General features: G+C 67.0%; 18 protein-coding genes. 9 read left to right on the top strand and 9 right to left on the bottom strand.

Annotated features, from left to right (window positions below; genetic code table 11):
- Positions 1-26: 26 nt before the first annotated feature.
- The 9 genes from ACR80S_RS14080 to ACR80S_RS14040 all read right to left on the bottom strand — a co-directional run bounded on the left by ACR80S_RS14080 (position 27) and on the right by ACR80S_RS14040 (position 8,692).
- Positions 27-338: a cytochrome C oxidase subunit IV family protein gene (locus ACR80S_RS14080; protein WP_435403584.1), complete on the bottom strand. Its 312-nt coding sequence runs from the start codon at positions 336-338 to the stop codon at positions 27-29.
- Between the two features lie 4 nt (positions 339-342).
- On the bottom strand, positions 343-927 hold the full coding sequence (locus ACR80S_RS14075) for a cytochrome c oxidase subunit 3 family protein (RefSeq protein WP_435403583.1): 585 nt from the start codon (positions 925-927) through the stop codon (positions 343-345).
- A gap of 16 nt (positions 928-943) precedes the next feature.
- Positions 944-1,507: a hypothetical protein gene (locus ACR80S_RS14070; protein ID WP_435403582.1), complete on the bottom strand. Its 564-nt coding sequence runs from the start codon at positions 1,505-1,507 to the stop codon at positions 944-946.
- 16 nt (positions 1,508-1,523) lie between these two features.
- Positions 1,524-1,964: a DUF4870 family protein gene (locus ACR80S_RS14065; protein WP_435403581.1), complete on the bottom strand. Its 441-nt coding sequence runs from the start codon at positions 1,962-1,964 to the stop codon at positions 1,524-1,526.
- Positions 1,965-2,132: 168 nt separating this feature from the next.
- Positions 2,133-3,632, bottom strand: a complete 1,500-nt coding sequence (locus tag ACR80S_RS14060) for an MFS transporter (RefSeq protein ID WP_435401489.1) — start codon at positions 3,630-3,632, stop codon at positions 2,133-2,135.
- Positions 3,633-3,690: 58 nt separating this feature from the next.
- A complete protein-coding gene (locus tag ACR80S_RS14055; protein ID WP_435403580.1) occupies positions 3,691-4,149 on the bottom strand; it encodes a universal stress protein in 459 nt (152 codons plus the stop codon).
- Between the two features lie 84 nt (positions 4,150-4,233).
- Positions 4,234-5,826, bottom strand: a complete 1,593-nt coding sequence (locus ACR80S_RS14050; protein WP_435401487.1) for an MFS transporter — start codon at positions 5,824-5,826, stop codon at positions 4,234-4,236.
- A 289-nt stretch (positions 5,827-6,115) separates the two neighbouring features.
- Entirely contained in the window at positions 6,116-6,781 is a 666-nt protein-coding gene (narL, locus tag ACR80S_RS14045) for a two-component system response regulator NarL (RefSeq protein ID WP_435401486.1), read from the bottom strand.
- 6 nt (positions 6,782-6,787) lie between these two features.
- Entirely contained in the window at positions 6,788-8,692 is a 1,905-nt protein-coding gene (locus ACR80S_RS14040) for a type IV pili methyl-accepting chemotaxis transducer N-terminal domain-containing protein (RefSeq protein ID WP_435403579.1), read from the bottom strand.
- A 144-nt stretch (positions 8,693-8,836) separates the two neighbouring features.
- Between ACR80S_RS14040 and ACR80S_RS14035 the strand changes: the two genes are divergently transcribed.
- The 9 genes from ACR80S_RS14035 (at position 8,837) to ACR80S_RS13995 (ending at position 20,727) form a co-directional block, all read left to right on the top strand.
- The gene (locus ACR80S_RS14035) at positions 8,837-10,177 is read left to right on the top strand and encodes an MFS transporter (RefSeq protein WP_435403578.1); all 1,341 of its coding nucleotides are present in this window, start codon (positions 8,837-8,839) and stop codon (positions 10,175-10,177) included.
- A 213-nt stretch (positions 10,178-10,390) separates the two neighbouring features.
- The gene (locus ACR80S_RS14030; protein WP_435403577.1) at positions 10,391-14,197 is read left to right on the top strand and encodes a nitrate reductase subunit alpha; all 3,807 of its coding nucleotides are present in this window, start codon (positions 10,391-10,393) and stop codon (positions 14,195-14,197) included.
- Positions 14,194-15,798, top strand: a complete 1,605-nt coding sequence (gene narH / locus ACR80S_RS14025; RefSeq protein ID WP_435403576.1) for a nitrate reductase subunit beta — start codon at positions 14,194-14,196, stop codon at positions 15,796-15,798. The genes ACR80S_RS14030 and narH overlap by 4 nt, the downstream gene beginning before the upstream one ends.
- On the top strand, positions 15,791-16,570 hold the full coding sequence (gene narJ / locus ACR80S_RS14020) for a nitrate reductase molybdenum cofactor assembly chaperone (RefSeq protein ID WP_435403575.1): 780 nt from the start codon (positions 15,791-15,793) through the stop codon (positions 16,568-16,570). The genes narH and narJ overlap by 8 nt, the downstream gene beginning before the upstream one ends.
- 13 nt (positions 16,571-16,583) lie before the next feature.
- Positions 16,584-17,273 (top strand): respiratory nitrate reductase subunit gamma, encoded by a 690-nt coding sequence (gene narI, locus ACR80S_RS14015; protein WP_435401480.1) that lies wholly within the window; start codon positions 16,584-16,586, stop codon positions 17,271-17,273.
- 12 nt (positions 17,274-17,285) lie between these two features.
- Positions 17,286-18,107, top strand: a complete 822-nt coding sequence (locus tag ACR80S_RS14010; protein ID WP_435403574.1) for a peptidylprolyl isomerase — start codon at positions 17,286-17,288, stop codon at positions 18,105-18,107.
- Between the two features lie 82 nt (positions 18,108-18,189).
- Positions 18,190-18,774, top strand: coding sequence for a molybdenum cofactor biosynthesis protein B (moaB, locus tag ACR80S_RS14005; RefSeq protein ID WP_435403573.1), 585 nt, complete (start codon positions 18,190-18,192; stop codon positions 18,772-18,774).
- A complete protein-coding gene (locus tag ACR80S_RS14000) occupies positions 18,771-20,024 on the top strand; it encodes a molybdopterin molybdotransferase MoeA (protein WP_435403572.1) in 1,254 nt (417 codons plus the stop codon). The genes moaB and ACR80S_RS14000 overlap by 4 nt, the downstream gene beginning before the upstream one ends.
- Positions 19,984-20,727 (top strand): Crp/Fnr family transcriptional regulator, encoded by a 744-nt coding sequence (locus ACR80S_RS13995; protein WP_435401476.1) that lies wholly within the window; start codon positions 19,984-19,986, stop codon positions 20,725-20,727. Before ACR80S_RS14000 ends, ACR80S_RS13995 begins: the two co-directional genes overlap by 41 nt.
- The last annotated feature ends 24 nt before the right edge of the window (positions 20,728-20,751 follow it).

Below are 20,751 nucleotides of genomic sequence, written 5' to 3'. Positions count from 1 at the left end.
CCCTTGGCAAGGGCGGTGTCGCCTCCCTAGGCCGCCTGGGCCACCAGGTAGCCGGCGCCCACCAGCAGCAGGGTGAAGAGCGTCAGGCCCGTGAAGGCGCCGCGCCATGCCGGCGTCGAGGCGCCCAGGCCCAGGTAGACCATCAGCACCCGGTGGGCCTTGAAGAAGGTGGTGGCCAGCAGCAGCCCCGCCGACCACAGCGGCAGCGCCTCCAGGCGGGCCTGGCCGCCCAGCCGCGCCGAGGCCATGGTGATCAGGGTCAGGCCCATCAGCACGGCCCAGGTGATCACCAGCCGGCGGATGGCCGAGTCGCTTCTGATATGCGTCATGTCGCCCATGGGCTTACCTCAGCAGGTAGAGGATCGGGTAGAGCAGGATCCAGATCAGGTCGACCATGTGCCAGAAGGCCGCGGCGGTCTCCACGTTGTCGTGGGAGAGCTTCCAAGCCACCAGGGCGATCAGCCCCAGGCCGAAGAGCACGTGGGCGAAGTGGAACCCGGTCAGCAGGTAGTAGAAGGTGAAGAAGGTGTTGGTCTCGGGTGCCAGGCCCTGGCCGAGCTTGTCGGCGTACTCCACCACCTTGACCACGGAGAACACCACCCCCAGGGCGAAGGCCCCGCCCAGCCACTGGCGGCAGCGACGCTTCTCTCCGCGGCCGATGGCCTGCACCGCCAGCGCCGCAAACAGGCCGCTGGTCAGCAGCACCAGGGTATTGAGGCCGCCGGCCACCGGGTCGAGCAGCTGCTGGGAGGCGTCGAACACCTCGCGCTCGCCGGCGCGCAGCCAGGCGAACAGGCCGAAGAAGGCGGCGAACACCAGCATCTCGCTGAGGATCAGTACCCACATCAGCGGGTTGCCCGGCAGCGCCGAGAGCGGCCCCCAGCCGGGGTTGGGCAGCGTTTGCGGTGGCGTCTCGCGTTGGCTCATCTCAGCCCTTTCCATATCAACCCACTGCCGGGACGGGCGTGCGCTCGAACTCGGCGCGCACCGCCGGGGTGGTCAGCTTCCAGCCGGCCCAGGCGAACAGCGCGGTGAACAGGGTGGCGACGAGAATCAGACCGCCCAGCATCCCCACCAGCCCGGCCACCGGGTCCTCGGCGTTGACCGCCTCGGTGGTGGCCGCCTCGGGCAGCAGGCCGAAGGTCAGCGGGGTCAGCGCCGCGCCGCCCAGCACGCCCACGAAGCCGGCGACCATCAGCGCGACGAAGGCGCGCCGCGCCCAGGAGAGCCGGCGCAGCAGGGCGATGGACAGTGTCAGGGTGACCACGGCACCCAGCATCAGCAGGGTTGTCATTCCGGCGCGGCGCTCGGCCAGCCAGGCCACGCCGCCGGTCAGCCCGCCGCTGCCGGTCTCGACCCCCAGCGTGGCGGCCAGGGTCTCCCCCGGCGCCAGGGGCAGGGCGAGCAGCCCGATCACGGCCAGCGAGAAGAGGATGAAGCCCCAGGCCAGGACGGTGACGGCGGCGGAGCGGGGCAGGGCGGCGTGAGGCATGGCGGTGTGTGTCATGGCAGGCCTCCGAAGGTCAGTCATCCAGGCGTACCGCGGCACCGCCGAACAGCAGGCTGTGCGGGTTATCCACCGGACGGGCGGACATCAGCCGCTGGATGCCCACGCCACAGCGCGCAATGGTCCAGATCAGACAGGCGGTGAAGAAGCCGTAGCCCAGCGTCCAGGAGGTCCAGGCGGGGGCGCCGATCCAGCCCAGCAGGTTCCAGGCCACCAGGGCGATGCCGCCGCCCAGGGCACCTAGCCAGAAGGTACGGATCTGGAACAGTAGATGGCTGTCGACCAGGGGCGATACCCGGCCGCGGCGCAGGTGGGCGATCAACACGCCGATGGGGGCGGTGACCACCGCCATGATGCTGCCCAGATAGAGCACGTAGATGACCGCGGCCAGGCCGCGGCCCCGGGTGTCGGGTGCCAGAGCGGTGTCGGGTGTGAGGGCGGTGTCGGAGTGGGACATGTCGACGGGTCTCCTGTCGTGGGCTGCCTGAAACCATGCATCCTGAATACTACTATGCCGCTGGAATACCCCAGTGACATTGTCGGAAATCAACGTCACGGCCGATGGGGGACCCGACGCAGCTGCGCCCGGCGGGGCCGAGCGCAGCTGGGGTGGGGGAAGGGAGCCTCAGGCCTTGCCTTCGGCCTTCAGCCGGTCCTGTTCCTCGATCATCTTGTCCACCGAGGAGAGGTAGTACTCGTCGGCGAAGCCGCTCTCCGGCTCCTTCAGCCAGATGAAGCAGACCACCCAGCTGAAGAAGGCGCCCGCCGCCAGGATGTAGAAGAACTGAGTCGGGGTGACGAAGGTGAAGAGGGTCAGGTAGACCACCGCCCCCACGTTGCCGTAGGCGCCGGCCATGCCGGAGATCTGGCCGGTGATGCGGCGCTTGATCGACGGGATGATGCCGAAGGTGGCGCCCTCCGAGCCCTGCACGAAGAAGGAGGTGAAGATAGTGATGGCGATCGCCAGGATCAGCGGCCAGGACTCGTTCATCATCGCCATCAGGGTGAAGCCGATGCCGATGCCGAACATGTAGCTGAGCATCACGAAGCGCCGGTTGCCCATGCGGTCGGAGACCGCGCCGCCCATGGGGCGCGCCACCAAGTTCACGAAGGCAAACGAGGAGGCGATCAGGCCGGCGGCCGCGGCGGTCAGCCCCCAGGTCTGCTCGAAGAACATCGGCAGCATGGAAATCACCGCCAGTTCGGCGCCGAAGTTGGCGAAGTAGGTGGTGTTCAGCGCGGCCACGCTGTTGAAGTGGTACTTGTCGTCCTCCGGCACGCCCTTCCTGAGGATCGGCACGTTGACGCGAATGATCTGGGTCACCTGATAGATGACGATGGCCAGGATGGCCAGGTAGGCGATTACCGCCGCGGTAGTCGACATGAAGCCCATGTCCTGGATGCGCCACACCAGGATGGCGAGACAGCCCACCAGCGGAATGGTCCACAGGATCAGCTTGACCATGTCGGCCCAGCTGCTGACCTCCATCGCCATTGCCTTGCGGGTCTTGCGGTGCGAGGTGGCGCTGGGGCCGTCGGTGATGGCGAACCAGTAGTAGATACCGTAGGCGGCCATCACGAAGGCGCTCTGGGCGATGGCCCAGCGCCAGCCCTCGTCGCCGCCGTACCAGACGATGGCGATGGTGGGCAGGGTCATGGCGGCGGCGGCGGAGCCGAAGTTGCCCCAGCCGGCGTAGAAGCCCTCGGCGAAGCCGATGTGCTTGGGCTTGAACCACAGTGCGGTCATGTGGATGCCGACCACGAAGCTGGCGCCGATGGAGCTCAGCACCAGGCGCGCGACCAGCAGCTGGGTCATGGAGTTGCCAAAGGCGAAGGCCAGCGCGGGAATCGCCATGCTGACCATCAGGATGGAGAACACCCGGCGCGGGCCGAAGCGGTCCAGTGCCATGCCGACGATGATGCGTGCCGGGATCGTTAACGCCACGTTGCAGATGGCAAACAGGCGGATATGATCCTGGGTCAGCCAGTCGACGTCGCGCAGCATGCTGCTGGCCAGAGGCGCCATGTTGAACCAGACGTAGAAGGTGATGAAGAACGCGATCCAGGTCAGGTGCAGGGCCCTGATCTCCGGCGAGCGAACCTTGAAGAGGTCAGCGACTTTCATGGTGAGGTCATCCTCGGGATGTGGGAGGTGATGACGGCATTGACGCAGAGCTTGTGGCTCACGGGCTCGGGAAGATCAACAGCGGCACCTCGGCCCGGCGGGCCAGAAAGGAGCTCACGCTGCCGAAGGTCATGTAGTCGAGCTCGTCGACGAAGTAGCTCAGCGACTGGGCGATGATCCCGCCATCGGGCTTCTGGCTGTGGCGGGCCAGCACCAGCAGATCGGGGTCGAGCTTGCGGGTCGCCTGCAGCAGCTGCTTGCGGGCGTCGCCTTCGGCCAGGTGGATCTCCACCTCGAAGCCCTCCGCCTCGGCGAACGTTCTCGCTTCTGTCAGGGCGGCGGTCAGCTCCTGGACCTCCTCCTGGAAGAGATCCTCGTTGGCATCGGTCACGTCGCGGGGGTTCTCGGCCACCGCCACGAGGATCAGGGTCGGGCCGTTGCAGCGGAACATGTCCACCGCCTGGGCGAGGCACAGCTTGGCATTACGGGAGCCGTCATAGGCGACCATGATCTTCATGGTTCTCTCCTGTACAGGGGCTGGGGCAGGGCGACCGGGAGGCCGGGGCGGTCTATCGCCGGTCGCCGGGCAGTGGGCGATGTCTCAGGGGTTCTTCACGTAGGCATTCTTGCGCAGGTAGAACCACCAGTTGATCACCAGGCAGAGCGCGTAGAAGATCGCGAAGCCGTACATGGCCAGCTCCGGGGTCCCGGCCTGGATCTGCTCGCCCATCACCCGCGGGGCGATGAAGGCGCCGTAGGCGGCTACGGCGGAGGTCCAGCCGAGCACCGGGCCCTTCTGCTGGGCGTCGAAGATCACGCCGATACTGCGAAAGGTGGAGCCGTTGCCGATGCCGCTGGCGGCGAACAGGATCACGAACAGGATCATGAAAATCGCGAAGTAGCTGTTCGGGTCGGTGGCATTGTAGGCCAGCATCATCACGTAGCCGGTCACGGCGGAGGCCACCACCATGATCACCGAGATGATCTGGGTGACGATGGAGCCACCCACCTTGTCGGAGATCCAGCCGCCGATGGGACGGATCAGGGCGCCAACGAAGGGGCCGATCCAGGCCCAGGTCAGGGCGCTGGGGGCGTCGGGGTTGGTGACGCGGGTGATGGTGCCATCGGCGGCCACCTCCATCATGTTGCCGAAGATGACGTTGATGGAGAGCGGCAGCGCGGCGGAGAAGCCGATGAAGGAGCCGAAGGTCAGGATGTAGAGGACGGTCATCGACCAGGTGTGCTTGTTCGAGAAGATCGCGAACTGCTTCTGGATATTCGGCTTGATGTCACCCGGGATCAGGCGCAGCAGCACCACGGTCAGCACGATGGTCAGCGGCAGGGCTATCCACATGCCGAGCAGGCCCAGGGCGAACATGCCGATGATGCTGGTGACAGCGCCCACGGCGTAGAGGCCGAGGATCTTGCCGAAGGCCGACATGGGGGTGCCGGGGTCCGGGGTGATGGTGCGCAGGTTGTTCATGCCGAACCAGCCGGCGAAGGCCAGCGGGATCAGGAAGACCAGCCAGATGAAGCCGGCGTTCTGGATCCAGGTATCGGTGCCCGCCTCGATGCGGCCGATCAGGGTGCCACTGGCGCTCTGCAGCTCCAGGGGGCCACCGGCGATGACGCCGAACACGCCCACGGTCATCACCAGCGGGATCAGGATCTGCATGGTGGTGACGCCGAAGTTGCCGAGGCCGGCGTTCATGCCCAGGGCGTAGCCCTGCTGCTTCTTGGGGAAAAAACTGGAGATGTTGCTCATGGAGGCGGCGAAGTTGCCGCCGCCGATGCCGGAGAGGAGCGCCAGGGCCTGGAACACCCACAGCGGGGTCTCGGGGTTCATCAGCGCCAGGCCGGTGCCCAGCGCCGGAATCATCAGCAGGGCGGTGGTCAGGAAGACGGTGTTTCGCCCGCCGGCGATGCGGATCATGAACGAGGCCGGGATGCGCAGGGTGGCGCCGGAGAGGCCCGCCAGCGCGGTCAGGGTGAACAGCTCACCCACAGTGAATGGAAACCCGAGGTTCTGCATCTGGGTGGTGATCATGCCCCACATCAACCAGACGGCGAAGCCCAGCAGCAGGCTCGGAATGGAGATCCACAGGTTGCGGTTGGCGACCTTCTTGCCCTCCCGCTCCCAGAACTCCTCGTTTTCGACATCCCAGTGTTCGATGTCGGCATTCTTCCTGGTCATGGCGTATCCCCTTGAGGTCCAGCAGTGTGCTCGCGGTGCCCGATAGCGGTTGACCGGTATCAAGGCAGGAGTCCTGAGGGAAAGATACGCCGCCGTTCGGGCCCGCGAAACGTGGCCTCGGCGGCGAAAAAGCGAGGGAATACCTCCAGGGAGGTAGAGGGAGAAGAATTACAGATAATTGTTTATCAAAGGTTTTGTTAAGAAGGAGGCGGGGCAGAGGGGCGCGGGCGGTGCCCCCGGATTATTTGGAGGTATCCACACAGAGTTGCGGAATATCCCCCGTCGGGGTTCAGCGCTCCACGCCCTCCTGCACCGCCCACACCGCAGCTTCAACACGCGAACGCAGGTTGAGCTTCTTGAGCAGGTGCTTGACGTGGACCTTCACCGTGCCCTCGGTGATGTCCAGCCTGCGGGCGATCATCTTGTTGGAGAGGCCCCCGGCCAGTTCGCGCAGGATCTCGCGCTCGCGCTGGGTCAGGCTGTGGATATCCGGCGTCGCCGGCTGGCTGCGCTGGCTGCGCAGCGCTCCGGCCAGCAGTGCGGTGAGGCTCTCGCTGATCACCATGCGTCCCAGCGAGGCCTGGCGCAGCTGGCGGATCATCTCGTCCGGGTCCATGTCCTTGAGGAGGTAGCCGTCGGCGCCGCCCTGCAGCGCCGCCACCACGTCCTCCTCATGGTCGGAGACGGTGAACATCACCACCCGGCCGGCGAAGCCCCTCTCGCGCAGCTGCTTCAGGGTCTCGATGCCGTTCATGCCGGGCATGTTGAGGTCCAGCAGCACCATGTCGGGGTCGAGCGCAAGGGCCAGACGGATGCCCGTCTCGGGCTCGCCGGCTTCGCCGATCAGCACCATGTCGTCCTCCAGCTCGAGCAGCTGGGAGACGCCGCGGCGCAGCAGCGGGTGGTCGTCGATGATCAGGATGCTGGCGGGGGTATCGGGGGTCTTGTCGGTCATCCTGGCTTATTCCCTGTTCCCGTGGTGGTCGGTAGCGATGGCGGGGCGGCTGGCCTCGCCGACGTGCTGGCTGATCAGGCGCGCCGTCTGAGGGGTGAAGACGAGCTCCACCCGGGTGCCGCCGCCGGGGCGATTGCGCAGCGTCAGCTTGCCGCCCAGGGTCTCGGCGCGGTCGCGCATGATCACCAGCCCATAATGCATGGGCGGCGAGCTGTCGTCCGCCAGGCCGACGCCGTCGTCCTCGACGATGACGTGGAGCCGGGCGGCACGGAAGGCTACCGACACCGCCGCCCAGTGGGCGTTGGCGTGCTTGACCACGTTGGCCAGCGACTCCCGAACCACCTGCAGCACGTGGATCTCCTCGTTGGGGTTGAGCAGGTGGGGCGGCAGGTCGATCTCCAGGTCGATGCTGGTTTTCATCCTCTCACCGAATTCCGCGACAGTCTGGCGCAAGGCGCTGGAAAGTCCGGGCCCCTCGAGCTTGAGGCGAAAGGTGGTGAGCAGCTCGCGCAGCTGGCGGTAGGCGCTGTCCAGCCCGGTGCGCAGCTCGTCGAACACCGGCGCCTGGCTCTCCTGTGGCACGCCCTTATCCTGCATGCGCTCGAGCCGGGCCACCTGCATCTTCAGGTAGGAGAGCGACTGGGCCAGGGAGTCGTGGAGCTCCCGGGCGATGATGGTGCGCTCGTTCATCAGCGTGACCTGCTGCTGCTCCTCGATACGCCGCTGCAGGTAGACCGCGGTGGCTAGCTGGTCGGCCAGGGCGTTGAGCAGGCGTTTCACGCTGTCGGCGGGCGGCTTGTCTCGGGGGTACCAGACCTCGAGGGTGCCGAGCATCAGGTCGCCCACGCTGACCGGCAGCAGCAGGCACTCGCCGGCGTCGGTGCTTTCCAGCGTCAGCGGTTGGGGGTCGAGCAGGCAGGCGTGGCAGTCGTGGTCGCGGCAATATTCGGGGCGGCGCGCCGAGTGGGTGGCCAGTATCGGGATCTCGCGATCGTCATGGGAATCGTGGAGCGACAACCGGATGGGGCCGATCCCCAGCAGCTGTTCCAGGCGGCGCAGCATGGGGGCCGCGCTGGCGCAGAGGTCGTTGCCACCGCCATAGAGCGCGCGGCTGCCATCGTGCAGCACCTGCATGGCGCGGTTGCTGCGTTCCAGCTCGGCCTTCTTGAGCGAGACCCGCGTCTCCAGGTCGGCGTAGCTGGCCCCGAGCTCCTCGGCCATGGTATCGAAGGTGCGCCCCAGCAGGGCCAGCTCATCGTTGCCGGTCAGTCGGGTGCGGTGGCCGAAGTTGCGATGGGCGGCCTCCCTGGCCAGCACCACCAACTGGCGCAGCGGCAGCACCAGGTTGTGGCGGATGTCATAGAGGGCGATCACCACTACCACCGCGGTGAGGGCCAGGAAGAGGATCTGCAGGACGCTGAGCAGCTGGATCTTCGATTCGCTGTTCTGCTCGAGCAGGGTGACCATGGTGTCGATCTCGGCGACCAGCTCGTCGAGGGTCTCGCGCAGGGGGTCGGGCGCCACGTCGCCGCCGGCTAGCGCCAACTGGGGGGCGAGCTCCTCTTCCCAGCGGGCCTGAAGCATCTGGTGCTGGCGCTGCAGGGCGTGATCCTGAGCCTGTGGCAAGGCGCCGGTCAGCTCGGGGCTGGCCAGGCGCCGCTCGAAGCGCTCGGCCAGTTCGGCCACGCGGGTGCGTGCCTCGGCGCGGGGCTGCTGCTCATAGTGCTGCAGGGCGTTGACGATCTGGTAGGTGGTCATGCGCAGCGAGCCGGCCATGTTGATGGCGGCAGCGTCGCCGCGGCTGCCGGTGGCCACGGTCATGGTTACCACGATGCTGATCAGCGCCATGGCGCTGATGGCCAGCAGCGAGGCGGTGATCCGGGCCACCAGGGAGTGTCGCAGCAGTCTCATTGCGCCTCTAGATCGTCCGGGGGGATGGGAGAACTCAGTCTACTATACCCATGGGGGTAGAACGCATACCCCCAATGCTCCTTTGACCGCCGGGGCCGGGGTCCCGAGACTTTCCTGAACCCTTCCCACTTCTCGGCCCCGATGATGCCAGCCGACCAGGAGCTCGACCAGGAGCTCGACCAGGAGCTCGACCAGGAGCTCGACCAGGAGCTCGACCAGGAGCTCGACCAGGACCCGACCGGGGGCTATCGGCCCCTGGTCGTGGTGCTGCTCTCGCCGCTGGCCTTCGCGCTGGTGTTCGCCAGCTGGACCATTTTCGCGGTGCTGGGGGTGGAGCTCAAGGCGCTGCTGGGTTTCGGCGAGGCGCACTTCGCGGTACTGCTGGCCATGCCCATGGCCATCGGTGGCCTGGCCGCGCTGCCCATGGCGGCCCTGGCGCAGCGCATCGGCGGCCGCCGGGTGATGATCGCCTGCCTGCTGCTGATCTGCCCCTTCCTGTGGGGGCTCTCCCACGCCAGTGACTACCACCACTTGCTGCTGGCCGGCGCCGGCCTGGGCCTGGGCGCCGGCTCGCTCGCGGCAGGGCTGGTCTATGTGTCGGGACTCTGCCCGAGGCGCCATGCCGGCCTGGCGCTGGGGCTCTATGGCGCCGGCATGGTCGGCGCCGGGCTCAGCTACCTGCTGCTGCCGCTGATCAGCCAGGCCTACGGCTGGCGGACCGCCCCGCTGCTCTACCTGCTGCCGGTGCTGCTGGTGGCCGCGCTGCTGTGGCTGTTCGCCGAGGACCGCGAGGCCGAGCCGGACGTGCCAGACCCGCTGCAGGAGTCGCCGCCTCGGTCGCCGCCGGCCGCGCTGCTGCGGCGACTGGCCTGCTGGCGGCTGTGGCGCCTGGCGCTGGTCTACAGCTTCTTCTATGGCACGTTTGTTGCCTTGGCGCTCTGGCTGCCCGCCTACCTGAGCGCCCAGTACCGGCTTCCCCTCAGGGAGGCGGCGCTGGCCGCGCTGCCCTTCACCCTGGCGGTGGGCGTCGGCCAGGTGGTCGGCGGCGCCCTGGCCGACGCTCGGGACTTCCGCGCCCTTCGCTGGTGGGTCAGCGCTTTCGTGCTGGTCTGCCTGTTCCTGCTCTCCTACCCCCCCTTCGTCATGCAGGTGCAGGGGGTCCACGGCGTGATCGCGCTGCACTATGACGCGCCGCTGTGGGGCTTCCTGCTGCTGCTGTCGCTGATGGGCGCGGCCATGGGGGTGGGCAAGGGCAGCCTGATGCGCCTGATCCACCGCGACCACCGTGACGAGATGGCCCTGGTGGGGGGCCTGGCGCTGACCCTGGGCGGTCTCTTCGCGGCCCTGCTGCCGCTGGTCTTCGCGGTGGGCAACGAGTGGGTCGGCATCCGCACCGCCGGCTTCATGTTCCTCTACGCCTCGCTGATCGCCTGCATGCTGGTGATGGTCTGGGACCACGCCAGCGACCGCGGCGCGAGGGCCTGATCCCGAGGTCTTATCCCCCGCGTTCGCCGGGCCTATCACCTTGGGGGTAGAGCGGGAGTATATGGAGGTAACCGGGCAGTAATCCTCGGATTGTTCGCCCAGAATCATCGGCAAGGTTCCTGCCTGACGTGCGGTTCACTGCATCGCGCCCCAGGGCAGGCCGGGTGGCCAAGGGCGGTCACACCCACTTTTCAAGAAGCCTGGAGATCGACCATGAGTCACTTCATTGATCGGCTGAACTTCTTCCGCAAGGCCCGCGAGCCCTTCGCCAACGAGCATGGCGAAACTCGCGAGGAGTCTCGCGGCTGGGAAGACAGCTATCGTCAGCGCTGGCAACACGACAAGGTCGTGCGTTCCACCCACGGGGTGAACTGTACCGGCTCCTGCAGCTGGAAGATCTACGTCAAGAACGGCCTGGTCACCTGGGAGACCCAGCAGACCGACTACCCGCGCACCCGCCCGGACCTGCCGAACCACGAGCCGCGCGGCTGCCCGCGGGGGGCCAGCTACTCCTGGTACCTCTACAGCGCCAACCGCCTCAAGTACCCGCTGATCAGAAAGCCCCTGCTCAAGCTGTGGCGCGACGCCCTCAAGGAGAAGAAGGACCCGGTGGACGCCTGGGCCTCCATCGTCGAGGATCCGGCCAAGACCAAGCAGTACAAGCGTGCCCGCGGCATGGGCGGCTTCGTGCGTGCCAACTGGGACGAGCTCAACGAACTGGTCGCCGCCTCCAACGTCTACACCGCCAAGCAGTATGGCCCGGACCGCATCATCGGCTTCTCGCCGATCCCCGCCATGTCCATGGTCAGCTACGCCGCGGGCAGTCGCTACCTGTCGCTGATCGGCGGCGTCTGCATGAGCTTCTACGACTGGTACTGCGACCTGCCGCCGGCTTCGCCCATGACCTGGGGCGAGCAGACCGACGTGCCCGAGTCCGCCGACTGGTACAACTCCGGCTACATCATCGCCTGGGGCTCCAACGTCCCCCAGACCCGGACCCCGGATGCCCACTTCTTCACCGAGGTGCGCTACAAGGGCACCAAGACCGTCTCGATCACCCCGGACTACGCCGAGGTCTCCAAGCTCACCGACGAGTGGCTCTCCGCCAAGCAGGGCACCGATGCCGCCTTGGCCATGGCCATGGGGCACGTCATCCTCAAGGAGTTCCACCTCGACAAGCCCAGCACCTACTTCACCGAATACGTGCGCCAGTACACCGACATGCCCTTCCTGGTGGAGCTGGAGCCCCGCGAGGACGGCAGCTATGTGCCCGGCAGGCAGCTGCGCGCCAGCGATTTCGACGCCAGCCTGGGCCAGGCGAACAACCCCGAGTGGAAGACCGTGGCCTGGGACGAGACCCGCGACCAACTCGTTGTGCCGCGCGGCTCCATCGGCTTCCGCTGGGGCGAGACCGGTGACGCGGGGGGAAAAGAAAAGGGCAAGTGGAACCTCGAGCCGCTGGACGCCGAGGGCACCGAGATCAAGCCGTTGCTCACCCTGGCCGACCACCATGACAGTGTCGCCAGAGTGGCGTTTCCCTACTTCGGCGGCATCGAGCATGAGCACTTCGAGCATGTGAAGGGCGAAGGTGTGGGCGCCGCGGATGACCTGCTATTCCACAACCTGCCCGTTAAGCGGCTAACTAAGGCCGATGGCAGCGAGATGCTGGCGGTGACGGTCTTCGACCTGATGTGCGCCAACTATGGCATCGACCGAGGTTTTAGAAGTAAAGAGGGTAAGGAGGGCGAGGACGACGGCGCCACTTCCTACGACCAGATCCGCCCCTACACCCCGGCCTGGCAGGAGAAGATCACCGGCGTATCCGCCGAGCAGGCCACCCGCATCGCCCGTGAGTTCGCCGACAATGCCGACAAGACCCGGGGGCGTTCCATGATCATCGTCGGTGCCGGCATGAACCACTGGTACCACATGGACATGAACTACCGCGGCCTGATCAACATGCTGGTCATGTGCGGCTGCATCGGCCAGAGCGGTGGCGGCTGGGCCCACTATGTGGGGCAGGAGAAGCTGCGGCCGCAGACCGGCTGGACCCCGCTGGCCTTTGGCCTCGACTGGCAGCGTCCGCCGCGCCACATGAACTCCACGTCGTTCTTCTACAACCACTCCTCCCAGTGGCGCTACGAGAAGCTCGAGATCAAGGAGATTCTCTCACCGCTGGCCAAGGTCGAGGACTACCCCGGCAGCCTGATCGACTTCAACGTGCGCTCCGAGCGCATGGGCTGGCTGCCCTCCGCGCCGCAGCTGGGCACCAACCCGCTGCGTCTGGCCAAGGCCGCGGAAGCCGCGGGTATGTCCACCAAGGACTACACCGTCCAGCAGCTCACGAGTGGCGAGCTAGCGTTTGCCGCGGAAGACCCGGATGCCCCGGAGAACTTCCCGCGCAACATGTTCATCTGGCGTTCCAACCTGCTGGGCAGCTCGGGCAAAGGCCACGAGTACATGCTCAAGTATCTGCTGGGGACCCGTCACGGCATCCAGGGCAAGGACCTGGGCGATTTCGGCGGCCAGAAGCCGGAAGAGGTCAAGTGGCATGACGAGGCACCCGAGGGCAAGCTCGACCTGCTGGTGACCCTGGATTTCCGCATGTCGACCACCTGTCTCTACTCGGACATCGTGCTGCCCACGGCCACCTGGTACGAGAAGAACGACCTCAACACCTCGGACATGCACCCTTTCATCCACCCGCTGACCGCGGCCACCGACCCGGCGTGGGAGTCGCGTAGCGACTGGGATATCTACAAGGGCATCGCCAAGGCGTTCTCCAAGGCCTGCGTGGGGCACCTGGGCGAGGAGACGGATCTCGTCACCCTGCCGCACCAGCATGACTCCCCCGCCGAGCTGGCCCAGCCCGCCGTGCTGGACTGGAAGAAGGGCGAGTGCGAGCCCATCCCCGGCAAGACCATGCCGGCGCTGATCGAGGTCAAGCGCAACTATCCCGAGACCTATGAGCGCTTCACCTCCGTCGGCCCGCTGCTCGAAAGCATTGGCAACGGCGGCAAGGGCATCAGCTGGAACACCGACTCCGAAGTCGAACTGCTTGGCAAGCTCAACCATCGCAAGCTGGAAGGCTCCTCGAAGGGGCGCCCGCAGATCGAGAGTGCCATCGATGCGGCCGAGATGATCCTGACCCTGGCGCCCGAGACCAACGGCCAGGTGGCGATGAAGGCCTGGGGCGCGCTCTCCAAGATCACCGGGCGGGATCACACCCACCTGGCACATCCCAAGGAGGACGAGAAGATCCGCTTCCGCGACATCGTCGCTCAGCCCCGCAAGATCATCTCCAGCCCGACCTGGTCCGGCCTTGAGGACGAGCACGTCTCCTACAATGCCGGCTATACCAATGTCCACGAGATGATTCCGTGGCGCACCGTGAGCGGCCGCCAGCAGTTCTACCAGGATCACGCCTGGATGCGCGCCTTTGGCGAGAGCCTGCTGGTCTATCGCCCGCCAATCGATACCAAGGCGGCCAAGGGCTTCAAGCTGCCCGAAGACAACGGTAACCCGAGCAAGGCGCTGAACTTCATCACGCCGCACCAGAAGTGGGGTATCCACTCCACCTACAGCGACAACCTGATGATGCTGACGCTCAACCGCGGCGGCCCGGTGGTCTGGCTCTCCGAACCCGATGCGGCATCGATCGGCATCGAGGACAACGACTGGATCGAGGTCTACAACGCCAATGGCGCCATCGCGGCGCGGGCGGTGGTCAGCCAGCGGGTCAAGGACGGCATGGTGATGATGTACCACGCTCAGGAGCGCAACGTGAACGTGCCCGGCTCCGAGGTCACCGGCACCCGCGGCGGTATTCACAACTCCGTGACCCGGGTCTGCCCGAAGCCGACCCACATGATCGGCGGCTACGCCCAGCTCTCCTACAGCTTCAACTACTACGGCACCGTCGGTTCCAACCGCGATGAATTCGTCCTGGTTCGCAAGATGAAGCACGTCGACTGGCTGGATGAAGAGGGCAACGACTACGTGCAGGAGGCGGTGAAATGAAGATTCGTTCCCAGGTAGGCATGGTCCTCAACCTCGACAAGTGCATCGGTTGCCACACCTGTTCGGTGACCTGCAAGAACGTCTGGACCAGCCGTGAGGGCGTCGAGTACGCCTGGTTCAATAACGTCGAGACCAAGCCCGGCATCGGCTATCCCAAGGAGTGGGAGAACCAGAAGAAGTGGAAGGGCGGCTGGCTGCGCCGCAAGGACGGCAAGATCGAGCCGAAGATCGGCGGCAAGTGGCGGGTGCTGGCGAACATCTTCGCCAATCCCGACCTGCCGGAGATCGATGACTACTACGAGCCGTTCACCTTCGACTACCAGCACCTGCATACCGCCAAGATCGGCAAGCACCAGCCGGTGGCGCGCCCGCGGTCGCTGATCTCCGGCGAGCGCATGAAGAAGATCGAGTGGGGTCCGAACTGGGAGGAGATCCTCGGCACCGAGTTCGCCAAGCGCCGCAAGGACATGAACTTCGAGAAGGTGCAGGCCGATATCTACGGTCAGTTCGAGAACACCTTCATGATGTATCTGCCGCGGCTGTGCGAGCACTGCCTCAATCCCACCTGCGTGGCATCGTGCCCGTCCGGCGCGATCTACAAGCGCGAGGAGGACGGCATCGTCCTGATCGACCAGGACAAGTGCCGCGGCTGGCGGATGTGCATCTCCGGCTGCCCCTACAAGAAGATCTACTACAACTGGAAGACCGGGAAGTCCGAGAAGTGCATCTTCTGCTACCCGCGCATCGAGGCCGGTCAGCCGACCATCTGCTCGGAGACCTGCGTGGGCCGCATCCGCTACCTCGGCGTGCTGCTCTACGATGCCGACCGCATCGAGGAAGTGGCCAGCTCCCCGGACGAGCGTGACCTCTACCATCGCCAGTGCGAGATCTTCCTGGATCCCAACGACCCGGCAGTGATCGCCCAGGCGAAGCAGGACGGCATCACCGATAACGTGATCGCCGCCGCCCAGGCCTCGCCGGTCTACAAGATGGCCATGGAGTGGGGCCTGGCGCTGCCGCTGCACCCGGAATATCGCACCCTGCCGATGGTCTGGTACGTGCCGCCGCTCTCGCCGATCCAGTCCGCCGCCGAGGCCGGCAAGATCGAGTTCGACGGCGTGATGCCGAAGATCGAGTCGCTGCGCATTCCGGTGCGCTACCTGGCCAACATGCTCACCGCCGGTGAGGAGGCTCCCGTGGTGCTGGCGCTCAAGCGCCTGATGGCCATGCGTCTCTACATGCGCGGCAAGCACGTGGACGGCCAGCCCAATACCGAGGTGCTCGACGACGTCGAGCTGACCGAGGCCCAGGTGGAAGAGATGTATCGGTATCTCGCCATCGCCAACTACGAGGATCGCTTTGTGATCCCCACCAGCCATCGCGAGATGGCGACCGAAGCCTTCCCGGAGCGCGGCGGTTGCGGCTTCACCTTCGGCGACGGCTGCCACGGCGAGAACAAGTCTAGCCTGTTCAACGGCCGCTCCCAGACCACCACCCTGGTCCAGCCGGTGGAAACCTTTGATCCGCAGAGCGGGGGGCGGCGCGATGAGAAAGCCGGGGGGCGGCGCGACGAGAAAGCAGAGGAGGTGCGTCATGACTGATGCCGCTCTCAATATGGCCGAACCGGCCGTCGGTATGCGCAGCCTGCGCGTGCTGGCCCGCCTGCTCGACTACCCCACCGAGGAGCTCCAGGCCGCGGCCGGCGAGCTCATCGAGATCATCGACCAGGAGCGCCGCCTGTCGGCAGCGCTGCGCACCGCCCTGATGGACTGGTGCCAGCGCATCATTGACGGTGACCTGCTCGAGTTGCAGTCCGAGTACGTAGCCCTGTTCGACAAGGGGCGTGCCACCTCGCTGCTGCTGTTCGAGCACGTCCACGGCGAGTCCCGCGATCGCGGCCAGGCCATGGTCGACCTGATGGCGGAGTACAACGCCGCGGGCTTCGAGCTGGACGCCAGGGAGCTACCGGACTATCTGCCGGTGTTCCTGGAGTATCTCTCCACCCGTGACGAGGCCGAGATCGGCCGCTGGCTGGGCGAGATCCGCCATATCCTCGGGCTGCTCACCGCGCGTCTCGAGGAGCGTGACGCCGATCACGCCCTGGTGCCAAGGGGGCTGCTGGCGCTGATCGGCGCCGAGGCCGAGGCCGACGCCCACCGCAAGGAGGTCCAGGGCGAGACCCGCGATGACACCCCCGAGGCGCTGGATGCGGTCTGGGAAGAGGAGGCGGTGCGCTTCTCCGCCGAGTCCGACCAGGACTGCGCCCTGCAGTCCGCCGAGGGCCGCCGCCTGGCCGAGCGCAAGCAAGGCGTGCAGAGCGACGCCGTTCGCATTCTCTCACCCGAGGCGATGCCTCCGGTGAAGGGTCGTTAACAGGAGAATCACCATGTCCGCGATTGGTACCTATCTCGACCACCTGATCTACGGCTACTACCCGTACCTGGTCGGCACCGTCTTCCTGGTCGGCAGCCTGCTGCGCTATGACCACGGCCAGTTCACCTGGAAGGCCGGCTCCAGCCAGATGCTCTCGTCGAAGAACATGCGCCTGGCCAGCAACCTCTTCCATATCGGCATCATCGTGATCTTCTTCGGTCACCTGTTCGGCATGCTGACACCGCACTGGGTCTACTCGCCCTTCCTGCATGCCGGCACCAAGCAGCTGCTGGCCATCGTGGTGGGCGGCATCGCCGGGGTCATGTGCCTGGTGGGCGGTGGCATGCTGCTGCATCGCCGCATCACCAACCCCAGGGTGAGGGCCTCCTCAAGCCCCATGGACACCGTCATCCTCGGGCTGATCGTCTTCCAGGCCTTCCTGGGCATGATCACCATCTTCTTCTCGCTGGGCCACATGGACGGCGAGATGATGCTGACCCTCTCCAGCTGGGCCCAATCCATCATCTTCTTCGGAGGCGGTGCGGCGGCCTACATGGAGAACGTCTCCTGGATCTACAAGCTGCACATCTTCCTGGGCTTGACCATCATCCTGCTGTTCCCCTTCTCTCGTCTGGTGCACGTGTGGAGCCTTCCGCTGGGCTATATCACTCGGCGTTACCAGATCGTGCGCAAGCGGGGCTGAGGAGTCATCACCATGCAGAAGATCGATATCGAACTGATCCCGGGGGGCGCGAGCCCCCCTCCCATCCGGGTCGGCGGCGCCACCATCGAGGAGTCCGCCATCGCCCAGGAGATGCAGTTCCACCCGGCGGACTCCGCCGGCACCGCCCAGCTCAAGGCGGCCCGGGCGCTGGTGGTGCGCGAGCTGCTGTGCCAGCGCGCCGCAGACCTCGGCCTTCTCGAGGCGTCCGGCGAGGCGCTGGACGAGGGCGATGCCGCCATCGCCGCCCTGCTGGAGAAGGAGCTGGACGTGCCGGAGCCCTCCGAGGAGGACTGCCGCCGCTTCCACGCCGCCCACGCCGAGCGTTTCAGCGAGCCTACCCGCCTGAAGGTGCGCCATCTCCTGCTGCCCGCCGCGCCGGACGACGCCGAGGCCCGGGATGCCGGCTACCGCCAGGGCGAGGCGCTGCTCAAGGAGCTCTCGACCATCCCCGAGCGCTTCACCGAGTTCGCCATACGCCACTCCGCCTGCCCCTCGAAGGAGCAGGGCGGCGAGCTGGGCTGGCTGGCCCCGGGGCAGACCGTGCCCGAGCTGGACCGTGCCCTTCAGCACCTCCCCGAGGGGCTGCACGACAGGCCCCTGGCGTCCCGCTACGGCTGGCATCTGGTCGCCATCGACGAACGCGTCGAGGGTCGCGAGCTGCCCTATGAGCAGGTCGCCGAGCGCGTGCGCCACAGCCTGCGCGAACAGTCTACCCGCCGTGCGCTGCGCCACTACCTCCTGATGCTGGAGTCGGAGATCGGCGTCGAGGGTGTCACCCTGGACGACGATAGCGCCAACTCGCTGATGCAATGAAACGAGGGCCGTACACGGCCCTCTCCTACGCGATTTCCCTTTGCATGCCGCCGCCCGCACCGCGGGCGGCCAGGAGGACCCCATGGCCCATGTCCACGCCGACACTCCCTTCGCCCCGCTGGGCATCGCCGTGCTGACCGTCTCCGACACCCGCGGGTTCGACGAGGATGGCAGCGGCGACCTGCTTGCCGAGCGCCTCACCGAGGCCGGCCATGCGCTGGTAGAGCGGCAGATCGTTCCCGACGACGTCTACCGCATCCGCGCGGTGGTCTCCAAGTGGGTGGTGCGTGACGACATCCAGGTGGTACTGGTCAATGGCGGCACCGGCTTCACACCCCGCGATACCACGCCGGAGGCGCTGGCGCCGCTGTTCGACAAGGCCGTCGACGGCTATGGCGAGCTGTTTCGCCAGCTGTCGCTTGCGAGCATTGGCACCTCCACCCTCCAGTCCCGCGCCGTGGCCGGGCTGATCGACCGTACCCTGGTGTTCGCCATGCCCGGCTCGCCGAAGGCCTGCGCCACCGCCTGGGACGGCATCCTGGCCGCCCAGCTCGACGCCCGCACTCGGCCCTGCAACTTCGTGGCCATGGTGCTGCCGGACGCCGAGCGCTGCGCCAGCCGGCAGGCGCCTGAGGGCGAGGCGGCCCGCCAGGCGGTGGAATCATGAGCGGCTGCGGCTGCGCCGAGGTCGTCACCCCGGGCCTGCTCGACCTCTTCGACGCCCGGGCGCGCATGATCGCCGCGGCCCGGCCCATCCGCGGGTCCGAACGTGTGTCGCTGGCCCAGGCCACCGGGCGGGTGCTGATGGATGAGGTACGGGCGACCCTGGACATGCCGGGCGTCGACAACAGCGCCATGGACGGCTACGCCCTGCGCCGGGCCGAGTTCGGCGCCGAAGGCCTGCCGGTGACGCTGCGCGTGCCCGCCGGGGCCGGGGTGCTCAGGCTGCCGGAAGGCGGCTGCGCGCGGATCTTCACCGGCGCGCCGGTGCCGCTGGGCGCCGACGCGGTGGTGCCCCAGGAGTGGGTGCGCCTGGACCCCGAGGGACGCATGCACGTCGAGGGTGAGCTCGCCGCGGGCGCCAACATCCGCCGTCGCGGCGAGGAGACCCGCGAGGGCGAGCTGCTGCTGCCCGCCGGGACGCGCCTGGACGCCGCGGCCATCGCCCTGCTGGCCGGCCACGGCCTTGGCGAGGTGGGCGTGGTGCGACGCCTGAGGGTGGCACTGCTATCCACCGGTGACGAGCTGATTGAGCCGGGCAGTGCCCGGGTGCCGGGCCAGGTCTACGACAGCAACCGCGTCATGCTGCTCGCCCTGCTGGTCCAGGCCGGCGGTGAGGTGCTCGATCTCGGCGTGATCGCGGACGCTCCCCATGACCTGCATCAAGCCTTTTCTCAGGCTCGTGACATTGCCGATCTGGTAATGTGTACCGGTGGGGTATCGGTAGGGGAAGAGGATCATGTGCGGCCGGTCATCGAGCGGCTGGGCGGCATCGCCTTCCACGGTGTTGCCATGAAGCCCGGCAAGCCCTTCGCCCTGGGCTACCTCGGCGATTCCCTCCATGCCGGTACGCCGCTGATCGCCCTGCCGGGCAACCCGGTGGCCTCGCTGGTGGGCTGGCAGCTGCTGGCACTGCCCTTCGTGCAGGTCCGCCAGGGGCGCGAGGCGGCGCCGCTGCAGCGCTTCCCGGTGGCCGCCGGCTTCTCCCGGCGCGGCCCCCGGGGGCGGCGGGAGCTGCTGCGGGTGGTGCTCGACTGGTCGGCGGGCGCGCCGGTGGCTCGCCTGGCCGGGGGTCAGGGCTCCCACATGCTCAGCGCCGCGAGTCAGGCCCATGGCTACCTGATGATCGATGCCAACCATAACGTGGAGGAAGGCCATGCCTACGGTTACTGCCCCGCCGTCCAGTTCCTCGACTGAGCTGCTCTTCAAGCCGAAGCAGCTGCGCGAGCTGGTGCTGGGCGTCCCCTGGCTCGCGGCGCTGGCCGACGAGGAGCTGGAGACGCTGCTCGAGGTGTCCGAGCTGCGCACCCTTAAGCCCCGCGAATGGCTGTTCCGCCAGGAGACCCCGGCCCAGTGGCTGCATATCGTGATCAGCGGCACCGTGCGCCTGGTGCGCGCCGCCGGTGACGGTCGCATGGCCACCATCCGGTGCGTGGAGCGCGGCGGCACCCTGGGTGAGCTCAGCATGGTCGCCAGCGCCGGTGTCTACCTCTACTCCTCCGAGGCGCTGCGCCGCACCCACGTGCTGTCGATCCCGGCGGCCCGCTGTCGCGAGATCCTCGATCGGCAGCCGGCCTGCCGCGCCGAGTTCATGAGCCGCCTGGCCCTGGAGCTCACCGAACGCCTCGAGGACCTGGCCCTGCTCACCCAGGGCGACGCCATGTCGCGGCTGGTCAGCTATGTGCTGCGCCAGCTGCCACCGGGGCGCTCGAAGGGTCCTCGGGTGATCCGCCTGACCATCCCCAAGCGCTGGCTGGCGGCCCAGCTGGCCATGACGCCGGAGACCCTGTCGCGGCTGCTGGCCAAGCTGCGCGACAGCGGTGCCATCAACATCGATCGGCAGCGGCTCACCGTGCTGGACGAGCAGAAACTGCGCGACGTCATGCTGACCGACGACTGACGTCCCCCGGAACGTCGGGAATGC

This window comes from Halomonas salsilacus, from assembly GCF_051216275.1.
In the GTDB taxonomy this organism is placed as follows: domain Bacteria; phylum Pseudomonadota; class Gammaproteobacteria; order Pseudomonadales; family Halomonadaceae; genus Halomonas.
The sequence above is the reverse complement of the archived record's forward strand: the minus strand, read 5'-3'. Positions and strand labels throughout refer to the sequence as shown.

What these genes read in the sequence shown, in the direction of transcription:
- ACR80S_RS14080 (WP_435403584.1), bottom strand. Translation starts at nt 338, where the DNA reads ATGGGCGACATGACGCATATCAGAAGCGACTCGGCCATCCGCCGGCTG.
- ACR80S_RS14075 (WP_435403583.1), bottom strand. Translation starts at nt 927, where the DNA reads ATGAGCCAACGCGAGACGCCACCGCAAACGCTGCCCAACCCCGGCTGG.
- ACR80S_RS14070 (WP_435403582.1), bottom strand. Translation starts at nt 1,507, where the DNA reads ATGACACACACCGCCATGCCTCACGCCGCCCTGCCCCGCTCCGCCGCC.
- ACR80S_RS14065 (WP_435403581.1), bottom strand. Translation starts at nt 1,964, where the DNA reads ATGTCCCACTCCGACACCGCCCTCACACCCGACACCGCTCTGGCACCC.
- ACR80S_RS14060 (WP_435401489.1), bottom strand. Translation starts at nt 3,632, where the DNA reads ATGAAAGTCGCTGACCTCTTCAAGGTTCGCTCGCCGGAGATCAGGGCC.
- ACR80S_RS14055 (WP_435403580.1), bottom strand. Translation starts at nt 4,149, where the DNA reads ATGAAGATCATGGTCGCCTATGACGGCTCCCGTAATGCCAAGCTGTGC.
- ACR80S_RS14050 (WP_435401487.1), bottom strand. Translation starts at nt 5,826, where the DNA reads ATGACCAGGAAGAATGCCGACATCGAACACTGGGATGTCGAAAACGAG.
- narL (WP_435401486.1), bottom strand. Translation starts at nt 6,781, where the DNA reads ATGACCGACAAGACCCCCGATACCCCCGCCAGCATCCTGATCATCGAC.
- ACR80S_RS14040 (WP_435403579.1), bottom strand. Translation starts at nt 8,692, where the DNA reads ATGAGACTGCTGCGACACTCCCTGGTGGCCCGGATCACCGCCTCGCTG.
- ACR80S_RS14035 (WP_435403578.1), top strand. Translation starts at nt 8,837, where the DNA reads ATGCCAGCCGACCAGGAGCTCGACCAGGAGCTCGACCAGGAGCTCGAC.
- ACR80S_RS14030 (WP_435403577.1), top strand. Translation starts at nt 10,391, where the DNA reads ATGAGTCACTTCATTGATCGGCTGAACTTCTTCCGCAAGGCCCGCGAG.
- narH (WP_435403576.1), top strand. Translation starts at nt 14,194, where the DNA reads ATGAAGATTCGTTCCCAGGTAGGCATGGTCCTCAACCTCGACAAGTGC.
- narJ (WP_435403575.1), top strand. Translation starts at nt 15,791, where the DNA reads ATGACTGATGCCGCTCTCAATATGGCCGAACCGGCCGTCGGTATGCGC.
- narI (WP_435401480.1), top strand. Translation starts at nt 16,584, where the DNA reads ATGTCCGCGATTGGTACCTATCTCGACCACCTGATCTACGGCTACTAC.
- ACR80S_RS14010 (WP_435403574.1), top strand. Translation starts at nt 17,286, where the DNA reads ATGCAGAAGATCGATATCGAACTGATCCCGGGGGGCGCGAGCCCCCCT.
- moaB (WP_435403573.1), top strand. Translation starts at nt 18,190, where the DNA reads ATGGCCCATGTCCACGCCGACACTCCCTTCGCCCCGCTGGGCATCGCC.
- ACR80S_RS14000 (WP_435403572.1), top strand. Translation starts at nt 18,771, where the DNA reads ATGAGCGGCTGCGGCTGCGCCGAGGTCGTCACCCCGGGCCTGCTCGAC.
- ACR80S_RS13995 (WP_435401476.1), top strand. Translation starts at nt 19,984, where the DNA reads ATGCCTACGGTTACTGCCCCGCCGTCCAGTTCCTCGACTGAGCTGCTC.